Here is a 19,414-nt window from a genome sequence, read left to right on the forward strand (position 1 = left end):
CCTGCACGAGGCCGGATGCACGTTCGACGATGTGGTGGACGTCACGGTGTTCATGGTCGATCCGCAATCGACATTCGAGCGCGTCTGGCAGGTCGTGCCGGAGTTCTGGGGCGACGCGCCGCATCCTACGCTCACAGCAGTCGGAGTGACATGGCTTTACGGCTTCGACTTTGAGATCAAGGTCGTTGCGAAGCTTCCGCGCAATGATTGACGCGTCGGTCAAGCGAGCCGCGGCGTCTTGCCCGAACGACGGGCCGGGGTGTTCCCACCGCGGAATGACGGCTGCGCGTCGAAAAGAGACGTAACACCGGGCTGGTATCGAACGGCGGCTCCGGGTCGGGTACGGCCTGCCGCCCCTCGATCACAGCCGTCGCCTGCCGGCCATAACGCGTCGTTCGGTCTTCCCTTGCCTAAGACGTTCGGACGACCGGAGTACCCACAAAGCCGCCTTCAACGGCGGCTACGCACTTCGCCTTGTGTGTCTGGTCGCAGCATGCCACGGGCCGCATCGCTTGGCTTCCTGTGTTTCCCAACGCACGCACAAGCCGGCCGCCCCTTGTTATTCTGTATGAAGCGGTGATGAGAAGAAAATTTGAAATTTGAGGGCTACTTTCGCCCCCATCTCGTTTGGTTGCACCGTGCGGCACGTGAAAACGCGTTCTATGAGAAAACTAGCCAAAATCCTTCTGCTCCTTGCACTATTTCCTATGACGGCTCTCGCCGCGGGTAACTCGGAAACTTCTGCAGAGAATCTGATTGCCCGCATCGCCAAAGAGGGGGGGAATAATGTGCTCTGGGATCTGTGGGAACATGAGAAGGACTTTGGCCACGTGCTCTCTGGTATTGAGTCCGGCGACACATCGTGGCTAAAGGTTGCAACCGCTCTTCGACCATTTTCAGATGCCGGCGCATCCCTAGCCCTCGACTATGCCGTGGCGCTCGCCCTCCCAAAAACACCAAATCGGGTCTTAGCTTTGGTCGGTCATGGATTTGATTTGGCGAACATCTGCACCTCGCCTTTTCTCGAGCCAGAACCTGGGGTCGCTAAAGAATATGAGCGGAAATCACTAGCAGCGCTGTCCAAGGTCGAGTCACCTGCGCTCGCCCCAATTGCGACCGCTTGCTCCAAGCGGGTTCGTCTGCCGGTCGGATGAACCTGCCCGCTGGATGGCGCTATCCGCCTGGAGCAATCATTCTCCAGCCAACTCGGCCAGGCAAGCGGCGGTTTTAGGTTTTACATCGGAAGCGGTCGTTACGGTGTCTCGAGCTCAAAAGGCGGTTCAGGGTTGTCAGAGACGGCCGCAGCCTCGCGACGAGCACCCGACCGTGACCGGCCAGAAGGCGTCGTTCGGCCGCTCCATGACTCGCTCGGACGGCCGGTCCGCACCACGAAACCGCCTTCGAAGGCGACTACACACGTCGCCTAGTGTGTTGGGCCATCGCGGCATGCTACAGGCAGCAACCGTCGACCGGTTTCCTGTGTTCTCCAACGCACGTACAAGCCGACGAGCTCCTGGTAGCGTGTCGGGGAAAGTGCGAAGCAACATCAGGCCTCAGGAGATCGAGCGATGACTGAACGAGAAACCCTCCTCCAAAAGCTTGATGTGGGCGATATCTTTCATGCCGAAAGCCCGAATGGAGCCAGCTTAATTTGCCTCGCCACTCGGATTGACGAAGCCATCATCTACGTCCGGACGGTAACAACTCAATATCGCTTTCAGTTTGATCGGCGGACAGGGGGCGCTGTGTGCGGTGATGGCTCGGTATGCTTCATAGATTCCGTGGCGCCGCTTCCGCTGGAGATACATAACGTCATGTTGGGAATTGATCGTAAGTATAGGTTGGAGCGAGAGGAAGAAAGATTCAAACTGAATGACGTGGAGAAGAAAGCACTTATCTTTGTTGATACGTACTATAGAGAAAATCAACTATAGGATTGGTCAGGCTCCTGAGGCCTCAAGCGTTGAGATCCGCTGCTCGATTTTGGCCTTGGTCGTCGCTCTAGCCAGGACACATACTTGCGGCGTTTTGAGTGCGTCCCCGTTGTTAACACCAGGCGAAGCATTGGCGTAGCCATCAACGGCGCTATGCGGATAACTCACATCGCCCTCGCGGCTTGCTCGACACGGAAAGTGAGTTAATATCTCAAGTCTGCCCGCCGATAAGTCGGGATTTCCCTGAGAGGTGCCATGAATCCGCGGCGCGTTCATGAACTTATGCGTCATCATTTCCCGCCTGTTGATGCGGCGTCAAGAGAATGGATACACATCGTTGGGCCGGAAGGCCTTCGGAAACAGGAACTACTGTACCTACTGGACAAGTATCTTCCAGCAGAGCGCGTTCTTGTTGAAGTACATCGAAAGCTCGGCGACTACCTTAGCAAGAACGAAGCCGCAGTATTTTCTGCCGCGCACTGGGGAGAAGGCGAGATTCATTTAGCCGATCGGGATTTTCGTGGCTTCGTTGTCATTGGTCACAATGGTGTCGCAATTGGTTGGTCCAACGCTTGAATGCGTTCTGCGAGGAGACTCAAAGTGGACGGTCATACGGAAAATTAGCTGCGCCTGATGCTGGAAGGCGAGAACCCGCGCTCATACAGGCTCGATCATGTCAGCGCGGGAATGACCGATTCGCAATGACCTTCAGTCGTCTGCAGCGTAGAGTACGCGTGGCCGAGATGGGCCGAACTGGGACCTTCGTTTCACTCGGGGGATTCCAAGATCTGTTGACCAGCGCCTGATGCTGAGTTGGCTCATCGTCGCCCTCTGGCGCGCCGTGCGCAGTTGCGGTATTCTCTCGCCATCAACCGCGTCATTGACGCATCGACCACGCACCACCTGGTGCAAAGCTTTTTGCTGTAACTTGGATTGGGCCGCTCGCGGACCAGCCAACGACGATTCTTTCTACCCCATCGGGAACCTGTTCCCGGTGCGGCAACGGGTTCCCTATCTTTTCGGAGAACCCCACAATGTCCAATTTCACTGTCCCCCTGCGCAAGATCCGTCACAGGGTGAATCCCCGCACCCACCGCAACGAAGCCAAGTTCATGGAACTGCGTGCTTCGGTCAAGGTTCACGGGGTCATTCAACCCATCCTGGTTCGGCCGATCGAGCCGGACGGCGAGTACGAGTACGAACATATCGCAGGCGAGAGCCGCCTGGATGCGGCCGAGGCAGAACATGGCCTCGACTATGACATGCCGGTCCTCGTCAAGGATGTCGACGACGAGACTGCGGACATGCTTGCGCTGATCGAGAACGCCCAGCGCGCAGACATGGCGCCGTCGGACGAAGCCGTTTGGGCTGCCCGTCTTGTAGGCAAGCTCAAGGGAGACCGGGAGGAGGCCGCTCGCGTAATCGGTTGGTCGCGCTCCAAGCTCGACAAGCGCCTTGCGCTCATGAACTGCAGCGCCTTGGTGCTCCAAGCACTCTCCCGCGAGCAGATCAATCTTGGGCACGCCGAGCTTCTGGCCACTTTGGCTAAGGAGAAGCAGGACACGCTTCTGCCCGTCATTACCAGCGAGGGTAAGTCGGTCGCCGAGCTCAAGGCGACGATCGAACAAGTCGCCTGCAGCCTTGCAGCCGCAATCTTCGATAAGGCCGAGTGCGCGCAGTGCCCGCACAACTCCTCGATGCAAGTCGAGATGTTTGGCGAGGCGATCGCGTCCGGCAACTGTACGAACGCCGCCTGCTACAAGGAAAAGACGGAGAAGCAGCTCAGCACCGTCGCCTACGGCCTCAAGGACGAGTATCCGGTTGTCCGGATCGTGCGTGCCGGTGAGAACCACACGCGCATCCAGCTGCTGGCCGATGGCCCAACCGGGGTGGGTGATGAGCAGGCGAAGGCTTGCCACGCTTGCCAGAACTTCGGCGCCGCCGTGAGCGGGCTGCCCGATTCGTTGGGCAGGGTCTTCCGCGGCCAATGCTTCGATACGCCATGCCACACTAAAAAGGTGGCGGCGCGCCTCAAGGCCGACCGTGACGTGAAGGCTGAAGGGGCAAAAGCTGGGAAGGCTGGTTCCTCGACGGCTGCCGTTCAGGCCGGCAAGGCCACTGCCAGCGGTAAGCCGAAGACGCAGGAATCCGAAAAGCCGGTCACGGCCGTGTCGGAGACCGATCGCGTCAAATCCTATCGCGTGGCTCTCTGGCGCAAGGCTTTGCGCCGCGAGGTGGCGAAGGATCCGAACGTGGCCAATCAGTACCTGCTCGCCATGGGCATGACTGGCTTGTCGCGGAACATCTCAGCCGAAAGCATGGGCAAGCTCTTTGAGAAGATCGCCGACGAGAAGGCTTCGTCTATCGATCTGGCAGCCAACCTGCACGGCGTCCACGCGCTGGAGGCTGGGCAGCGCCACAACCTGACAATCGCCCTCGCAGTATCAGCGATCGAAGGTATTGAGGTGAACCACCTGGTCACGCTGTGCAAATACCACAAGCTTGACCTGACACAGCACTGGAACCTTCAGCAATCGAAGGACTTTCTGGAGCTGCTGACCAAATCCGAGATGAAGGTGATCGCGGATGAGCTGGGCCTGCGCCAAAAAATCGGTGCTGGTTTCACCAAACTCTTTGCCAAATCCAAGACCGACTTGGTCACGGCACTGCTGGCTGTCGACGGTTTCGACTATGCCGGCAAGCTGCCCAAGGTCCTGCATTTCTAAGCCGCCGTCCGGCGGTCTACATCCACCATTCTTTTAGAGGTTTCCCATGTCCTTTTTCCAGGAAATGGCAACGCTCGTGCGTACGTGCGAGAAGGTTGTCCTGACCATTACCCCGCAAGGGGATAGCCTGACCGTTTTTGTGGCCCCGGTCGTCAAGAATGCAACCGACCCCGCCTTGGCTACACCGATGGTCCTCACGGGCACACCACAGGAGCTCGACGAGAGCTTCACGGCTGCGATGCAGTCGGTTGTTGCTGCGCGTGTGGAGTTGGTCGATCAGATTGAAGCCACCGCTTCGATCCTGAAGGCGGCAACTGCCAAGCAATCGAACAAGGCCACCAAGGCCTTGGCGAATGCGGGTAAGGCCGGCGGGGAGGTCTCCTCGGAGGATGGTGACGATGACAGCGAAGCGAATGGCTCGTCGTCGGAAGTCGCCTCTGCGTCGAATGCCACGGGTGACGCTGTTGTATCTGCGGCGGCAGCCAAGCCGACCGGCACCAACCTCGCTGACCTTATCTAAGGAGATGCCATGATCGAAGTGAAGACGCTCGTTCGCGAGTTCATCTACAACGGCATGACCCTGCCTGATCCCGGCCCGACCTTCTCGGCGGACCAAGTGCGCGACATGTACACCGCCCAGTACCCCGAGCTGACCACCGCTGCGGTGGATGGCCCGGTGCACCAAGGCGACACCGCACGCTACACCTTTGTCCGCGCAGCGGGCGCGAAGGGAAACCGTGCGTAAGCGCGATCTCATGAAAGCCCTGGCCGACCCGGCCGGGGGCTTTTCCAACGACAAGCCGCCCGTCAGGGCGGTTTTTCATTTTGACAAGGAGAACGAGGAATGCTGTTCGATTCTGGGTTCACTGATTCGGGCTTCACAGCAGACCTCTCCCGATGGACGACATCGCGACAGCCTGCCGCTGCCAGACATCGATCTGCCAATGGTTTTCTGACACTGCCTTCCGTGACGGACAGCGTCCCTGTGCGCGCGGTTGTTCAGCGCGGGGGGGATGTTGATCTCGCCGCGCTCGCGCTTGCGCACTTTGAATCTGGGGTGCTTCGCCCAAGGGACGTTAAGACAGCCCTGTGCGCCGGTGATGCCCTTGCACAGGGTATCACCGCGTGGATTAGGCGACATCGATCGCGGTGCCAACGCTTGAATTTCGGCTTCGAATTGTTGGACCACGGTGCGGTATGTGCCGAGGTCCAACAGTTCGGGGGGGAGAACTGCCTGGACGCGCCGGCCTATCTCGGCATTGTGATGCCCCAAGAGAGCGTCTTTGTCATCGGCGACAAGGCCGACGTGCTGCGTGCAACGTGCCCGGGGCTGCTGTGCACTGCCATGGCGCTGGTGCGCGAAGCATCAAGCAGGACAGTGCATGTGCGTGCGCCTGATGATTACCTCGAGATGTTCGGCCGTTGGCACTGGGAGTATGAAACCAGCGCCACCGACGAGGACGTCAGAGAGGGGCTGGCAGAGCGCTACGGAGACGGAGATTCCGACGTCGAGCGCTACCTGCCTTCGGTCGTCCGGGCGGAAATGGCGCCGGACGAGTTCCTGCCGAAGTACATGCGGGTCGATCGTCGATCTGGGGGCATCTTTCGGGAGCTTTCCGGTAAGGCTCTGATGGCGGTCGCCGCGCGTCAGCGCGGCTGGGCGCGCAGCCTTTGTCTCGAACTAGCGGCCTTGAAGAAGCAGCTGGCGCGGAGCAAAGCGCAACGGCTATTTGGCGACGCACAGTGGGGCGAGCCTGCCTATGCCGCAGCGTCGATCGTCACCATTCCCGGCGGCTATGCGGAAGAGGTAATTGATGACCATTTTGAATGCCTGAGCAACGCTGGCGACTGCACGATGTATCAGATGTTTGTCCCTCTTGCGACCACACTCGAGTCCATCCGTGCGCAGTATGCGGATTGGGCAATCGCTTTCGATGTCATGGCACGCCTTGACCGGGTGCTCACTCTACTTTCTTATCCGGATCCGAACCAATGACCAAGATTGTCTCCGACAAGAGCACGAACGAGGTGGCCCTGCAAGGGGCCATTCTGCTGTATGGGCCCAGGCCAAGCGAGTTTTCCTACGCCACTGCGCACGTGGTGACGTTGGATGACAAGTCCCAGCGCCCGCAGATCGGCGCCGGCACGCCGTTGAACCGCCGGGCGTTGATTCACGCCGTCACCCAGGTTGCCGCGGCCACGCTGCCGAAGGGGGAGTTTCTGACCCCCAACGTGTTGTCGATCAGCCCACATGCGGTTACCTGGTGGTGTCCGCCTGCAGTGCGCCGTGTGTTCTTCGAATGCAAGGAGCTTGGTACTCGCAGTGAGCTGGTGCCGCACCCGGGCCTGGTATTCCAGGCTTCCGAGCGTGGCTTTCGCGTCTTTAGCCTCTGCGCTGACGAACGGCCGCTGCCCGACACGATGTTGCACGAGCCCCCGTACTTCAATACGTGGGACAACGGCAAGATCTGCGTCGGCAACGCGCATATGCCCAAGCAGATTGACGTGGCTTCCATTCCCGGCTGGGAGGCCGGTTTCTTCTCCTCCGCGTTCACCCATCCCAATGCCGGTGGCAAGCGTGTCGACTATGCGGACGGTGCCTTCGCGTTTTGGCGGGACATGCTAGACGGGAAGTTCCCTTCCTATCCCAAGCAAGTCCTTATCCCTATGAAAAAGAAGCTTGGCGACCTGATCGCCGGCAAAATTGGAGTTTAGTGATGCATCCTATGGATCTGACGTTGCAGCAGTCGTTCCCGACTGTGATGATGCCGCGCTTCGGTAGCCTGCAGGCAATGCAGGCCAACGGAGAGAGGCTTGTGGTCGGCAGCAATGGCCTGTTCCTCGAGATCCTCCGTCCCTGGCTGCACCTCGTGCGTCGTGTCGCGCAGTTCGATGTCTCGACAGCCATTCCGTATGGGAAGGTTGAGGTGTGCACCGAGCTGTTCTGCGGAAAGGTGCCGCCCGCGCTGATTGGTGAGTTTGCCGCGCTTGCGCGGCAGACCATGCCGAACGAGGCGGGTGCCTGGATTACCTGGCGCCGTGATACCAATACTTTCCGGCTAGTGCCAGTGAGAGTGCTGGAGCATAGTGCTGGCCATCTGCGTTATGACCGGCCGGAGCTGGATGCCGGCGAGTCATTGGTCATGGATTGCCACTCGCACGGCGCCTCGGAAGCCTTTTTCTCGCGTACCGACGACACCGACGATCAGCACGACGTGAAGTTCGCATTCGTGCTTGGAAACTGTGGGAGTCATTCTCCGTCGATGAAAGTGCGGCTATGTGCGAAGGGGATCCTTGAACCGGTCGCCGATGTCCCAGTGGCCTGGCGGCATGCCGTTTCGAAACGGGAGGTCGCCCTGTGACGGTATCCACTACTTTGCACAGTGTCCCATCAGCCATGACGCGCCGTGCTTGGAGCGTGGTGGTGGTGGGCGCCGGCGGCACTGGCAGCGCGCTGCTTCCGAACCTGGCACGACTGCACCATGCGATGTTGGAGCTTGGCCACCCCGGTGGGATCGACTGCACTGTGTTGGACGACGATACGGTGAGCGAGACCAACGTGGGCCGGCAGGGCTTCTACCCCAACGATGTCGGGCAGTACAAGGCATCGCTGATCGTCAACCGCCTGAACCTGCTGATGGGCACGCGCTGGGAAGCGCGGACCCGGCGGCTCGCCAGCGCGGACCGTCTGAGCTGCGACTTGGTGATTGGCTGCGTGGACACCCGCACTGGGCGCAAAGCCATCCTGGGTGCTGCCAAACGGGGAAAGGTCCGTTACTACCTGGATTGCGGCAACGAGACAGACCGTGGCCAGGTGATCCTGGGTGAGGTTGGCGTTCGCGGTCCGGATCGCCTTCCCCATGTTGGAGACCTCTTCCCCGACCTGCTAAACCCGCGGGGCGATGCTGTTGATGTCGCTCCCTCTTGCTCGATGGCGGACGCGTTGGCCAAGCAGTCGCTGGTGATTAACCAAGCCATCGCCGTGCAGGCGTTCAACTTGCTCTGGACATTGTTCCGGACTGGCTCGCTGAGCTATTCCGGGGTGTTTGTGAACCTCCAGGCTGGTCGGACTAACCCGCTGCCCATCGATCCAGCTGCGTGGGCACGCTTTGGCTACGATGCGGTCAAGTGCGTGCCTCCGTCCAGAAAGAAGAGAGCAGCATGATGTTGAAGCGGCGCCGTTTCCCCAGAATCATGGGGGGCGGCGCTTTTTTTGCCCAGGACGGTCTTGAGCAATTGGTTTGGCACTTGCTAGAATGGACGCACACACCGCGTCGTCGACGCATCGAATCGCTTGCCTGCGCAAGCACACCACCCACGGGGATTCTTATCCCCGGTTCGGGCGATGGTTTCCCCGTTTCCAGTACCTTCAGGAGACGCCATGTCCATCCAGCACTACCTTATGCTGTCCACCGCCCATCTGACGCAGCACACCGCTTGCGGATTCGCTCGCTTTCCCGTGATCGGCCAGGTCGACACCGGCCTGTTTGTACGGGTACCTACGTCCGGCGAGGTCGGCGATCAGGTTCCGTCTGACCTGCAGACGATTCTGGAGCGCGCACGCGCTCTCGGTGCCTCACTGCTGCATTTCGATTGCGATGCGGACGAGATCGAAGGACTCCCGACTTACGAGTGGCGGTAGAGCCGGAATTTTAGTCACCGTATCAGGGGCCAACGATGATGACCAACATGGAGCCGATGGCCTGCGGAAATTGTGGCCACGGCCTCTTCCGGATGTACAGCGCTCAGCGCGAGCCAAGCCGCAAGCTAGTCGCGCAATGCAACAAATGCCGATCGACTTCGATCATCGAGCCGGCGCCAGCAGCTCTGCAAATCGAATTCGGCGAGCATTCCGATGGTCGGCTTTGCTGCATGCGACCAACTAGTTGAAGCTTCGCAGCGCCGAGGTTCGCTGCTATCATAGAAGTACTTACCGCGTCTGCGACGCATCGACACCTGCCGACAACCGTCGGCACAGCTTTTTCTCCCACCACGGGCCATCCTGCCCGTGGGCATGTTGGCCTATTTTTTTTTGAGGCCATCATGATCCGCACGTTCTCCATCGCTTTTTTCGTTGCACTGTGTGCGCTCGCTTCCGGCTGCGCCACGCAACAGACCTCGCCTAACGTCTATCGCACCTCCGAAGCCCTCCGTAAAGGGGACATCGAGATGGTGACGGTGGTACGCGTGCGCCAGGTCACCATCACCGGCAATGACGGCATGCTCTCCGCGAGCAGCGGTCTTCCCGGGATGATCGGTGCCGGCCTCAGTGCCTTGCTCGGCGCCCGCACGATCGGTGGTGGCAACGGTCGCTACCTGGTCGGTGCGCTCTCTGGCGCTGCAGGCGGCTTCGTGTCGCAGCAGGTCGCCGAGCATGTCAGCAAGCGTGCCGGGCTGGAGGTGATTGTCCGCACGGACAATGGCCGCCAGCTTGCTATCACGCAAGATGCCGACCAGCAGTTCAATGCTGGAGACCGCGTCTACTTGGTCGCGGCCGGAAACGGTTATCGACTCACGCGTTGATGCCAAGGGGACCGACTTGCCGGTCCCCCACTTCTTCGCTCCCTCGCTTCAACCCAACCGATTCAACGCACCCCGCGGGACGCCTCCCGCGACGGGGAGCGCTCCGCTTCAAGGAGCCCCCATGTTGCATTCCACACTCACTGCTACCCACAGCACCGTTGTCCGGCGCCCCAAGGTCGCCCCGATCGAAACGAGCGGCCTGACGGTCGAGCAAGTCGAATCCAAGATCTATGTCTTGCTGCGCGGCATGGAGATCGAGCCCGAATGGATTACCGCCACCAATCGCTACCGGGACGACGAGCGCATCCACGGTCTGCGCGCAGATTCACCATGGCCGGAACTTGGTGGCCGCGACCGCCTGGCTGTGTCTGTCTTCCGTGGTTGGTCGGAAGGCTGGACCGTAAACGTCGAGAGAATCCATCTCGTGACGGACGCCTCCGGGCAGTATCTGGCCGCACAGAAGCTGCTGTGTGCCAAGGTCTTCGGCTCCGACCTCGCATTCATGATCGCTAGGGTGATATCCGAGGCATTGGATCTCGTCTGAAATGGTGGGGCGCCGCGAGGTGCCTGGCCACCATAAAAGAGCGCTTGCGGAAACGTATCTGCGCTTCGGCAAACGCTTTTGACCGCGTCTTCGACGCATCGAACCTATGTCTGGCTTGCCCAGACCCTACCCATGCGGGACATCGTCCCGTTGGGGATTGGTGTCTCGCGCTTCTCTGGAAACACCATGAAGATCCCCAAATCCTTTACCCATCCACACGTGCCGGACAACCGTTCGGCCTGTGCCACCCTGCAGCGTGATGCGTCACGCGTGCTTCGTCGTTTCGCCGGTGATTTGTCGCTGCGTCAACGCGACTTCGACATCCGAGCCCGACGCCAGCGCCGCCACCAGGTCGAAGTGTTCTCGTTGCATACTGAGACACTGTGCGTTCAGATCGCACACGGTCCCGACCGGCATGCGGCGAGCGTTTCCTTTCGCACTTGCCGCGGTCGCGGCGATATGAGCGGTGGCCGCGACAATGTCGTGAGCCTCGACTCGTTGGACACCCCGCAAGGCTACACCGACCTGTTGACCTCGCTTCGCGCGGTCGCTGGCCGGCGCGGTTAAGGGGGTGCCATGACCAAGCTCGCAAAGGTAATTCTCAAGACCACCAGCGGCGACGAGTTCACCTGTTCCGTACACCACAATGTGGGAGCAGGGAGGGTGGAGTTGCCCGCCCGTCTGGCTGACCTGATCGATGACGCCGAGGCTAACGGGGAGAAGTATGTCCTCGTGCTGCTCGACAATGGATTCCAGTATCCGTTGGCGATCGGTGAGGATGGCGGCTACAGAGTCGACCCGCAGGCAATCGCCAAGCAGGGATTCTGGCAGGAGGCAAAGTTGGCTGTGTTTCTACCGTCCAAGGACCAGCGGATGCAGTACGGTCGCTTCGTCCATACCTTGTCTGCTTCGGCTGTCATCGGCATGGCGGGCTATCTGGTCGGCAAGCCCGGATGGTCTTGGGCGTCGGTATTGAACGCCGCAAGCCTTTTTGTGACTGGCGTTGTATTATTTGCCGTAGGAGCCGTCCTTTCCAAGGGAGAAAAGTGATGTTCGGACCATTTGTTCTAGTATTGGCGCTTGGACTGGCCGCGTTTTTCCTGTGGGTCGACCGAAATGGTCGGCGCTACCATAAGGACTGACAGCTCAGCCATCCAACGATGTCGCCCGGTACTGCCGGGCCATCCATGAAGCGCACCCCAGCCGGGGTGCGCTTTTTTTTTGTCTATCACGCGGGGCGTGCCCCGCCGGGGCAGCTCGCATCCACACCCGGAGTTACCCCAACATGATCGCACGGAAAATCTACGGCGCAGGCCTGACCGGCCAACCCGCCGGCGTCCATTTGGACGTCCAGCTGTATAGCGGCAACCGCCGCATCGCACTGCGCCTCACGGACGCGGATGACGGCATGCCCTACGGCATGCTGACCGCAAACGTGCCGCAGGTCGAACTGGCTGAGGACGAGTTCGTCGTTCAGGCCGGCTGGATCCTGCCGACGGATCTGAAGGCTTCCTTCTTGGCCAGCGGCCTGTTCGAAGCCGTCCGACAAATCCCTGACGGCACCGGACGCGCCGAAGTCTGGCGAGTCGTGTCGGCCGAGCTGCTGAGCGCTGCTGCTGTGCTTCGCGCCCAGCTTCCGGCCAAGCGCCGGACCCGGGCAGCCGCCTGAGCCATTTCCTTCCAACCCAGACGGGGCAATGCCCCGTTGGGGCCTTGCTCCCCGGAGCAGACCCCATGTATGTGATCCACTTCGATTCGGGTCGTACCGAATCCTGCACCACCCTGGCCGGCGTCTTGGCCTTCTTCAACTGCAACGACGATCTCCGTCGGCGCACATCGGTGGACGCAGTGAGCGTTCGCCACATAGCCCGCGGTGACATTCCGCTTGTTCGCCTGCCCAACGGGACTTTCGCTGTTCGCCCGAAAGGCACGATCCGCGAGATCCTGGACACCATCCTCAATGAGGTTGACCGGGTGATTGTCCGTCCTGACGGCAAGCCGTTGCGCCCGTTCGAGATGAGCCGCGAGGCATGGGATGCAGTGACGGCCGCAGGGCGGTTGGGCTACTTCCCGGAGGAAGCCCTTGCACCCGAGTGCTTCGATCAAGGCACGCTGTTTGCCGACCCAGGCGCCGCATTCATTGACCCCCAAGCCCACGTTGAACAGTTCTTCCGCCAACGGTTCGGCTACGGGACCAACGGGCCCGAGTACGCGCCCGGATCCGGCACCAACTCGCGGCACGAAGTGCATGTCGCCTATGCCTTGCAGCGCGGCGAGACGGTCAGGGACAGTGTACTGAATGCCTACCGTGCCAATGGGGACATTGGGCGCCACGATCTGCAATGGATGCGCGTGCTGATCGATGTCCCGGCGCTGCGGGGAGCGCTCGCGCCCAACCCGCTGCAGTGGCTGTGCGCTGCAATGCGTCATGAGCATCTGCCTATCGCGGCGGACAACGCGCGCCGCCTGATCAACCTCATGAAGCCGCTACCGGCGGACTGCACGTTTGTTCAGGTGGACGACGCGTTGTTTGCCGGTGGCGTGTTGCCGCCGCGCACCGCCGCCGTGCGCCCACCTGTCGCGCTCGATCCGCCTGCCTCGCCGTTGGCGGCCCGAATTCGTGACGTGGTGGCAGACCAAATCCATCGGAGAACGGTGGATCGGGTGAGCCAGGAGCGTGCGCGGGGCCTGATGTCGCAACGCGAGGTGGAGCACCAATTGAGACTCGCTGATCAGGAGAGGGGGCGCGCATCCTATGAATGGGGCAATCGCGTCGCGCTGGCCGTTCTGGAGCGCAACGTCGCCGCTTTGCTGGATATGCTGGATACACCAGCGGACAGCAATACGGCGACCAAGCGGGCCATCCGGGAAGTGCTTGGTGTGAGCCTCACGGGCGTGACTGCGGCCACTCGCCGGCGGCGCATTTTCGACCTCTGTGGTTTCTCGGAGTCCGAGCAGCAGCAGTGGGACGCGCAGGCCGCGACCGACCGTGCCAATGCCATGAGCCTTCGCGATCTGGAGGAGGCTGGCAAGCGGGCTGAGGCAACGAACTACCGCCTTGAGACCGGCGCCGTGCTCAACGGACGCGAGTACGTCGACCGCTGCATTGCAGAGGGGTTCTCGAAGATCTGTCACGTGCCAACGGGCAGCGCGCGTCGCTACTACATCCAGGATCCCGGACGTCAGGCGGGACGACCTCTGAGAGCCAAGGACGGAACGCTGGCCTATGCGCAAGCGAGGCTTGCTGGCAGCGCTGTAGGCGCTGCCGTGGCGGCGTGAAGTCCTAAGCCTATGTCGCCCTCCCTTCGCGGGAGGGCGGCGTCTTCTACTGGCGCTGGCGCGCTATTCGTCGTAATCTTGCCTTTCGTTGAGCGGCGTTCGTATTGGCCCGAGCCAATCCCAACTGCGCTTTACCCGCGTCTTCGACGCATCGACCTCAGCTGGCTCCGCTGGCTTTCTTTCTCGCTCCCGCAGGGATTCCATCCCTGCAGGGTGGCGTTCATGCGGGATCTTTCTTTTTGGATCCCCCAAATGAAAATCAATCCTTCCCAACTGCGTTCCCTGCTGGCCGCCTATGTACCGGCGCGTCTTCCCGTGCTCATCACCGGCGCCCCTGGCATCGGCAAGAGCGATATCGTGGAGCAAGCTGCGAAAGCCGCTGGCCACGACCTTCTCATTTCCCACCCCGTTGTTGAAGATCCAACCGATTCAAAGGGCTTGCCCTTTCCGAATTCGGACGGCTCCGGTGCCCGCTTCCTGCCGTTTGGGGATCTGGCGAAGGCGATGACGGCGGAGCGCCCACTCGTCTGGTTCATCGACGATCTGGGCCAGGCCTCGCCGTCCGTTCAGGCTGCGAAGATGCAGCTGTTGCTCGCTCGCCAGATCGGTGAGCACAAGCTGCCCGAGTACGTCACGTTTGTCGCCGCGACCAACCGTCGCGTCGACAACGCTGGGGTGTCCAATATCCTCGATCCGCTGAAGTCTCGCTTTGCGACGATCGTGGAGCTGGAGCCTTGCATTCAGGCGTGGACGGAATGGGCAGTGTCCAACGACGTTGCCCCCGATCTGATCGCCTTCCTGCGTTTCAGGCCGGCCCTTCTGTTCACCGACCAGAAGACGAAGGAGCTAGAGAATCTTCCGTCGCCGCGCGGCTGGGGTAGTGTGGCCCGGCAACTGCCGGTGGTGCCGAAAGGACTGGAACTGGAAGCGATCGCCGGCGCCGTTGGCGAGGCGGCCGCGGCCGAGTTCATTGCGTTTCGGCAGATCTATCAACACCTGCCTTCGATTGACGGCATTTTGACCGCGCCGGATGTTGCGCCGATTCCGACCAACCTCTCGGCGCTTTGTGCAATTTCAACCGCGTTGGGCCAGGCGTCACATCCCAACAACTTTGACCGCGTGATGGTGTACGCGCATCGCATGATGGCCGCAGGCTATAGCGAATATGCGGTGATGCTGTGTAGCGACGCCGTCCGTCGCAACTCGGAGATTTGCGCAACCCCTGCCTGGATCAAGGCCCAGGGCACCGAGTTCGGTCGCCTGATCATGGGCAACGCCTAACCCCTTCCTGCTTCATCCATCCCCTGAACGGCGAGCCACCTGGCTCGCCGTTTTCGTTTCCGCCGTATCCATCCCATTTCCAGGAACCACCATGAACATCAAAGATATTGGCTCGCGCGTCATGCTGGCCACACTTAACGTATCCGTCTGGCGGGCACGCCGGTTCGACACCAAGGCCACGGCCGAGGTCGAAAACAAGCACGAGGCCAAGGACATCGGCCGCTTCAACAAGCGTCTGCTGACCGACGGTGCCATGTCGTACAAGGACGTGTGCGCCATTGGCAACCGCGCTCGCGCGCTGTTCGACGCCCGGACCCTCGACTATGACCAGCTCGGTGTGCGTCTCATGCCGACGGCCGTCTATATGGACGTCGCCGATCGCATGCGCCAGTACCAGGACGAGTTCAGCACAGCGACCGAAAGGTTCCTCGCCGACTATCCCCTTTTTATGGAGGAGGCGAAATCCGCACTGAACGATCTCTTTGACGAGGCCGACTATCCGACCGTCGCCGAATTGTGCAAGAAGTTCGGCATGCGCATGTCGGTCCTGCCGTTTCCCGATGCGGACCAGTTCGACATCAACCTGCCGCACGACGTGCTGGTGGGACTGAAGGGCGAAATGGACGATCGGGTGCTCAGCGGGGTGAAGACGGCGAATGACGACCTGGTCGGCCGGCTGTTCGAAGCCGTCCAGCACCTGGCCAACCGCCTCTACCAGGGCACGAGCGTGCGGCTGGACGTGGCAGACAAGGTGCGCGAGCTCTGCGATCTGCTGCCTCAGCTGAACTTCACGGCTGATCCAACCTTGACCACCATCCTGGCCGACGCCAAAACCCACCTCGCTGTTCATTCGGGCGCGGAGTTGAAGGAATCGCCGGAGTTGCGTCAGCAGGTCGCGCAGAAAGCAATGGAGATCGAAGCGCAGATGTCGGCCTTCATGGGCGGCATGCCGAGTTTCTCGATGCCGGCGCCGGCACAAGCGGCGCCGTCGGCTATGGTCCGGCTGCTGTCGGCGTGAGGTGATCATGCTCGATCGCATCAAGAACCAGCGCGTGGCGATGATCCTGTCGGAGCCGTTCTTCGGCGTTCTGGCCAGACGGCTGCTCATCGTTGAGGATCCGACCTGCAAGTCCACGTGGACCGACGGCGTGTCCCTTGGGCTGAACCCGCCCTATGTCGCAGCCCTGACGGATCTGCAACTGCGGGGCGAGTTGGCTCGTAGCGTCATGCACCCGGCCCACGGTCACAACTGGCGCCGCGGCGGCCGCTATCCTGATCGATGGAATCGTGCTTGCCACTACGCCATCAACCCATTGGTGTTGGGGGCGGGGTTCCAGCTGCCTCCCGGCGCATTGGTCGATGGCCGCTTCCTTGGCAAGTCCGCCGAGGAGATCTATGCCCAGTTGCGCGAGGAGGATTCCGAATCGCAGCTGCAAGCCCAGCCGGATGCGGGCAGCCGGGGGACGGGCGGTGCTCAGGCGCCGGCGGCGCCCGGTACTGACCCGGCCTCCGAGTTCGAGCCCGGGGAGGTGCGGGACCGGCCTGTTGATGCCAACGGCAATGTCGAGGGCCAATGGAAGGTAGCCATGCTGCAGGCGGCGCAAGCTGCCCGCATGAGGGGTGCCATGGGCGGGGATCTGGAGGCGATGGTGCAGGCTGCCGGCCGGCCCTCTGTGGACTGGCGGGCGGTCTTGCACCGCTTCGTCAACGAGGCCAGCAAGACGGACTACACCTGGTCACGTCCCAATTCCCGGTACACGCACCTCGGGCTGTACTTGCCCTCTCTGCACACCCAGGCTGTTGGCGATGCGGTGTTCGTGCGTGACACCAGCGGCTCGGTGTTCGGTGAGACGCAACGGCAGTTTGCTGCGGAAATCGAAGCGGTTTTCCACCAGCTGCAGCCTGCGCGACTCTTCGTCATCGACTGCGACGCACGGATCAATCAGGTCCAGGTGTTCGAGCGTGGTGACGCGCTCGATCTCGGCCAAGTGAAGGGCGGCGGCGGTACCAGCTTCCGGGCGCCGTTCGCGTGGTTGGAGAAGGAGGGCGTCGATCCGGCGTTCCTTGTTTACCTGACCGACCTGGACGGCGAATTCCCAGCCTGTCCGCCTGCCTACCCGACCCTTTGGGCGTCGACCATTCCACTGCATAAGACGAAACCGCCGCCATTTGGCGAAACAGTTGACGTCATCGTCTGAATTGACCCCGGCCTAGGCACCCCGGCCTAGGCCGGGGTTTTTCTCTTTCGGAGGCTTCCATGCGAAAGCCTGCACATCCCACCATTAGTCTCGATACACTCCCGGCTCATGGCCAACGTGACGATATGGAAGTAGAAAGAGAAAAGCCAGGCCAATGTGCCAGGCTTTTTCAGTTGAAAGCTATCAGTTTGCTTCCGCGTTATCGGGGAATAGTGTGAATCATGATTAACGGCTAGCTCTCCGCCGCTGGCGCCTCGGCGGGCTCAACGATCTTGATGTCGGCCGGCGCGGCCAACGCGACGACGCGAGACACCTTGCCCTCGAGCACAGCATGGTGGCCTAGTCGAATCGTGCCGGCATAGGAGATGTCCCCTCGCACGCGGCCGTTGACCACCAGCGAGGCCGCCGCAGTCACGTCGCCTTCGACGGTGCCGTCGATCACGACATGGTAGCCCTCGACGGCGCCGCGGACCATTCCCCCCGGTCCAATGTGCAGCAGGCCGTTGCTGGCCGTAATGCCGCCGTCCACCAGGCCAAGGCATGTCAGGCCATGATCGAGCGCCATATGGCCATGAATGCTCAGTCCTTGTTGCAGGACACTGATTGTCATCGCTTGCTTCATGTGCGGTCCTTAAAACAACTTGATTTCCGACGCCTCACGAGGCTTCGGGTTGGCCGTCGGCTTCTCAGCGACTGCCTGAGAGATCCGCGACGGCGCGGGTTGGGCGGAGGGGCGAGACGCCTGGGCTTGTTGGGGCGCCACTTGTTGGCGCGCTTGTACTGCCTCGCTTCGTTGGGCCTGCGGCGCGGACGCCTGAGGCTCCGGCTGCGCTGCCGGTGCAGCCTGACTTGCGGGCTGAGCAGGCCAATGGATCGTGTCTGCCTGCGATGCAGCCACTGCCGGTGGGACGTCAGGTTGAGGCGCCACGATTGGCACACTGGCCTCGGGCGTCCGTCCGCCGCGGCCAAGGATCGATGCGGTGAGCATGCCGACCGCCGCCGCTGCGGCAAGAAAGACAACGCCGGCGGCAAGTCGCTTCATGCCCTGGCTCAGCGCGAACTTTCCGGGAGGCGCCGCATCGGGGGCAGCCGCAGGTCCGGGAAGCCCAAGGAAGGTGGGCGGGCCATCGGGGGTGGTTGGCATCTCGATGGTGAGTGCCGGCTGGTTGTAGTGTTCGTGAAGGCGTTGAATGTCCCGGAGGTCCATAGCGTCGTGTCCAGAATGGGAAGAAGGGGGAGGCAGTTACTGATCAACGCCGCGACGCATGCCGTCGGGTTGGAACTGGTCGTTATCGGGCATGCAGAGGGCGTGAATGGCCGCGATGTGGTGCCCGGCCGCGCCCAGCGCGTTGTCGCGGGCTAGCCCGTCTACGGAGTTGACCATCAAGGCAAACGTCAGCTTGCTGGAGAGGGTGTCGTAATGACGAAGCAATCGCAGCAGGCGCCCTGAGAGCGCGTGGGTGAGAAGCAGCTCCCTCTTGTGGTACTGGAGCGGTATGGTCCGCTTCTCAAGCCGGTCCGCCCATCGGTGCGCGCTTTCGAACCAAGCCTCGGCGTGCCTGAACGCCTCGTCGATCGCTTTCACCTTGCCGCCACGGGAGACGCTGAATTTTGCGGAGCAGAAGGAATAGTCCGCCCGAACGAAGTCCCGCACGAACGTGGTGGAGAACGACAACTGCATGGTTGTCTGGGTCTCCGGCACAATGCGGGACAGGCGATCCTCGCTGATCAATCGCTTGATCGGCTTCAACCCAGAATCGGGTTGCTGGCCTGCTGCCTGCGTTATTCTGATGATGGCATCGGTGGCGATGTCTTCCGGTTCGGCTTCCATATTCATGTCTCGGCGTATCTCTCTCGCCTGCCATTGTCGGGCCGTGGGATTCGCAGTGTTCGGAGAAAGCGATGTGATATTCGCGAGCTTTCTACTTT

24 protein-coding genes are annotated in these 19,414 nt (G+C 61.2%); 22 read left to right on the plus strand and 2 right to left on the minus strand.

All coding sequences use genetic code 11. The features are described 5' to 3' along the window. From AC1RQK_RS13515 to AC1RQK_RS13620, 22 genes are all read left to right on the plus strand, one after another. On the plus strand, positions 1–211 hold a 211-nt coding region (locus AC1RQK_RS13515), incomplete at its 5' end, for a Rid family hydrolase (protein ID WP_492809326.1). Positions 212–662: 451 nt separating this feature from the next. Further along, positions 663–1,154, plus strand: coding sequence for a hypothetical protein (locus tag AC1RQK_RS13520; RefSeq protein WP_492809327.1), 492 nt, complete (start codon positions 663–665; stop codon positions 1,152–1,154). Positions 1,155–1,568: 414 nt separating this feature from the next. Then, positions 1,569–1,934, plus strand: coding sequence for a hypothetical protein (locus AC1RQK_RS13525; protein ID WP_492809328.1), 366 nt, complete (start codon positions 1,569–1,571; stop codon positions 1,932–1,934). Positions 1,935–2,189: 255 nt separating this feature from the next. Beyond that, complete coding sequence (locus tag AC1RQK_RS13530) at positions 2,190–2,510, plus strand: hypothetical protein (protein ID WP_416046879.1); 321 nt, start codon at positions 2,190–2,192, stop codon at positions 2,508–2,510. A gap of 458 nt (positions 2,511–2,968) precedes the next feature. Then, the gene (locus tag AC1RQK_RS13535) at positions 2,969–4,660 is read left to right on the plus strand and encodes a PRTRC system ParB family protein (protein WP_492809329.1); all 1,692 of its coding nucleotides are present in this window, start codon (positions 2,969–2,971) and stop codon (positions 4,658–4,660) included. A gap of 46 nt (positions 4,661–4,706) precedes the next feature. Continuing rightward, complete coding sequence (locus AC1RQK_RS13540) at positions 4,707–5,180, plus strand: PRTRC system protein E (RefSeq protein WP_492809330.1); 474 nt, start codon at positions 4,707–4,709, stop codon at positions 5,178–5,180. A gap of 9 nt (positions 5,181–5,189) precedes the next feature. Then, positions 5,190–5,405 (plus strand): PRTRC system protein C, encoded by a 216-nt coding sequence (locus AC1RQK_RS13545; protein ID WP_492809331.1) that lies wholly within the window; start codon positions 5,190–5,192, stop codon positions 5,403–5,405. Between the two features lie 10 nt (positions 5,406–5,415). After that, positions 5,416–5,616, plus strand: coding sequence for a hypothetical protein (locus tag AC1RQK_RS13550; RefSeq protein ID WP_253927780.1), 201 nt, complete (start codon positions 5,416–5,418; stop codon positions 5,614–5,616). Between the two features lie 29 nt (positions 5,617–5,645). Then, on the plus strand, positions 5,646–6,656 hold the full coding sequence (locus AC1RQK_RS13555) for a PRTRC system protein F (protein WP_492809517.1): 1,011 nt from the start codon (positions 5,646–5,648) through the stop codon (positions 6,654–6,656). Next, entirely contained in the window at positions 6,653–7,375 is a 723-nt protein-coding gene (locus AC1RQK_RS13560; RefSeq protein WP_492809332.1) for a PRTRC system protein B, read from the plus strand. Before AC1RQK_RS13555 ends, AC1RQK_RS13560 begins: the two co-directional genes overlap by 4 nt. A 2-nt stretch (positions 7,376–7,377) precedes the next feature. Beyond that, positions 7,378–8,022: a PRTRC system protein A gene (locus AC1RQK_RS13565; protein WP_492809333.1), complete on the plus strand. Its 645-nt coding sequence runs from the start codon at positions 7,378–7,380 to the stop codon at positions 8,020–8,022. A gap of 14 nt (positions 8,023–8,036) precedes the next feature. Then, a complete protein-coding gene (locus AC1RQK_RS13570) occupies positions 8,037–8,825 on the plus strand; it encodes a PRTRC system ThiF family protein (RefSeq protein ID WP_492809519.1) in 789 nt (262 codons plus the stop codon). A gap of 216 nt (positions 8,826–9,041) precedes the next feature. Further along, the gene (locus tag AC1RQK_RS13575; protein ID WP_492809334.1) at positions 9,042–9,302 is read left to right on the plus strand and encodes a DUF5983 family protein; all 261 of its coding nucleotides are present in this window, start codon (positions 9,042–9,044) and stop codon (positions 9,300–9,302) included. Positions 9,303–9,703: 401 nt separating this feature from the next. After that, entirely contained in the window at positions 9,704–10,183 is a 480-nt protein-coding gene (locus AC1RQK_RS13580; protein ID WP_416046967.1) for an outer membrane lipoprotein, read from the plus strand. Positions 10,184–10,304: 121 nt separating this feature from the next. Beyond that, on the plus strand, positions 10,305–10,727 hold the full coding sequence (locus AC1RQK_RS13585) for a hypothetical protein (RefSeq protein ID WP_492809335.1): 423 nt from the start codon (positions 10,305–10,307) through the stop codon (positions 10,725–10,727). A 186-nt stretch (positions 10,728–10,913) separates the two neighbouring features. Then, on the plus strand, positions 10,914–11,294 hold the full coding sequence (locus AC1RQK_RS13590; RefSeq protein ID WP_492809336.1) for a hypothetical protein: 381 nt from the start codon (positions 10,914–10,916) through the stop codon (positions 11,292–11,294). 9 nt (positions 11,295–11,303) lie between these two features. Continuing rightward, positions 11,304–11,777, plus strand: a complete 474-nt coding sequence (locus AC1RQK_RS13595) for a hypothetical protein (RefSeq protein ID WP_416046901.1) — start codon at positions 11,304–11,306, stop codon at positions 11,775–11,777. Between the two features lie 235 nt (positions 11,778–12,012). Beyond that, entirely contained in the window at positions 12,013–12,396 is a 384-nt protein-coding gene (locus tag AC1RQK_RS13600; protein ID WP_492809337.1) for a hypothetical protein, read from the plus strand. A gap of 65 nt (positions 12,397–12,461) precedes the next feature. After that, positions 12,462–14,006, plus strand: coding sequence for a hypothetical protein (locus AC1RQK_RS13605; protein WP_492809338.1), 1,545 nt, complete (start codon positions 12,462–12,464; stop codon positions 14,004–14,006). Between the two features lie 252 nt (positions 14,007–14,258). After that, positions 14,259–15,287, plus strand: coding sequence for an ATP-binding protein (locus AC1RQK_RS13610; protein WP_492809339.1), 1,029 nt, complete (start codon positions 14,259–14,261; stop codon positions 15,285–15,287). 91 nt (positions 15,288–15,378) lie between these two features. Next, the gene (locus tag AC1RQK_RS13615; RefSeq protein ID WP_492809340.1) at positions 15,379–16,305 is read left to right on the plus strand and encodes a hypothetical protein; all 927 of its coding nucleotides are present in this window, start codon (positions 15,379–15,381) and stop codon (positions 16,303–16,305) included. A gap of 7 nt (positions 16,306–16,312) precedes the next feature. After that, entirely contained in the window at positions 16,313–17,485 is a 1,173-nt protein-coding gene (locus AC1RQK_RS13620) for a vWA domain-containing protein (RefSeq protein ID WP_492809341.1), read from the plus strand. A 232-nt stretch (positions 17,486–17,717) separates the two neighbouring features. Here the strand turns inward: AC1RQK_RS13620 and AC1RQK_RS13625 are convergent, their stop codons facing one another. Together AC1RQK_RS13625 and AC1RQK_RS13630 are read right to left on the minus strand one after the other, a co-directional pair. Next, on the minus strand, positions 17,718–18,107 hold the full coding sequence (locus AC1RQK_RS13625) for a bactofilin family protein (RefSeq protein WP_492809342.1): 390 nt from the start codon (positions 18,105–18,107) through the stop codon (positions 17,718–17,720). 621 nt (positions 18,108–18,728) lie between these two features. After that, positions 18,729–19,316, minus strand: a complete 588-nt coding sequence (locus tag AC1RQK_RS13630; protein WP_492809343.1) for a hypothetical protein — start codon at positions 19,314–19,316, stop codon at positions 18,729–18,731. Positions 19,317–19,414 lie beyond the last annotated feature (98 nt).

The sequence above is a fragment of the Cupriavidus sp. GW822-FHT02D05 genome, assembly GCF_058802485.1.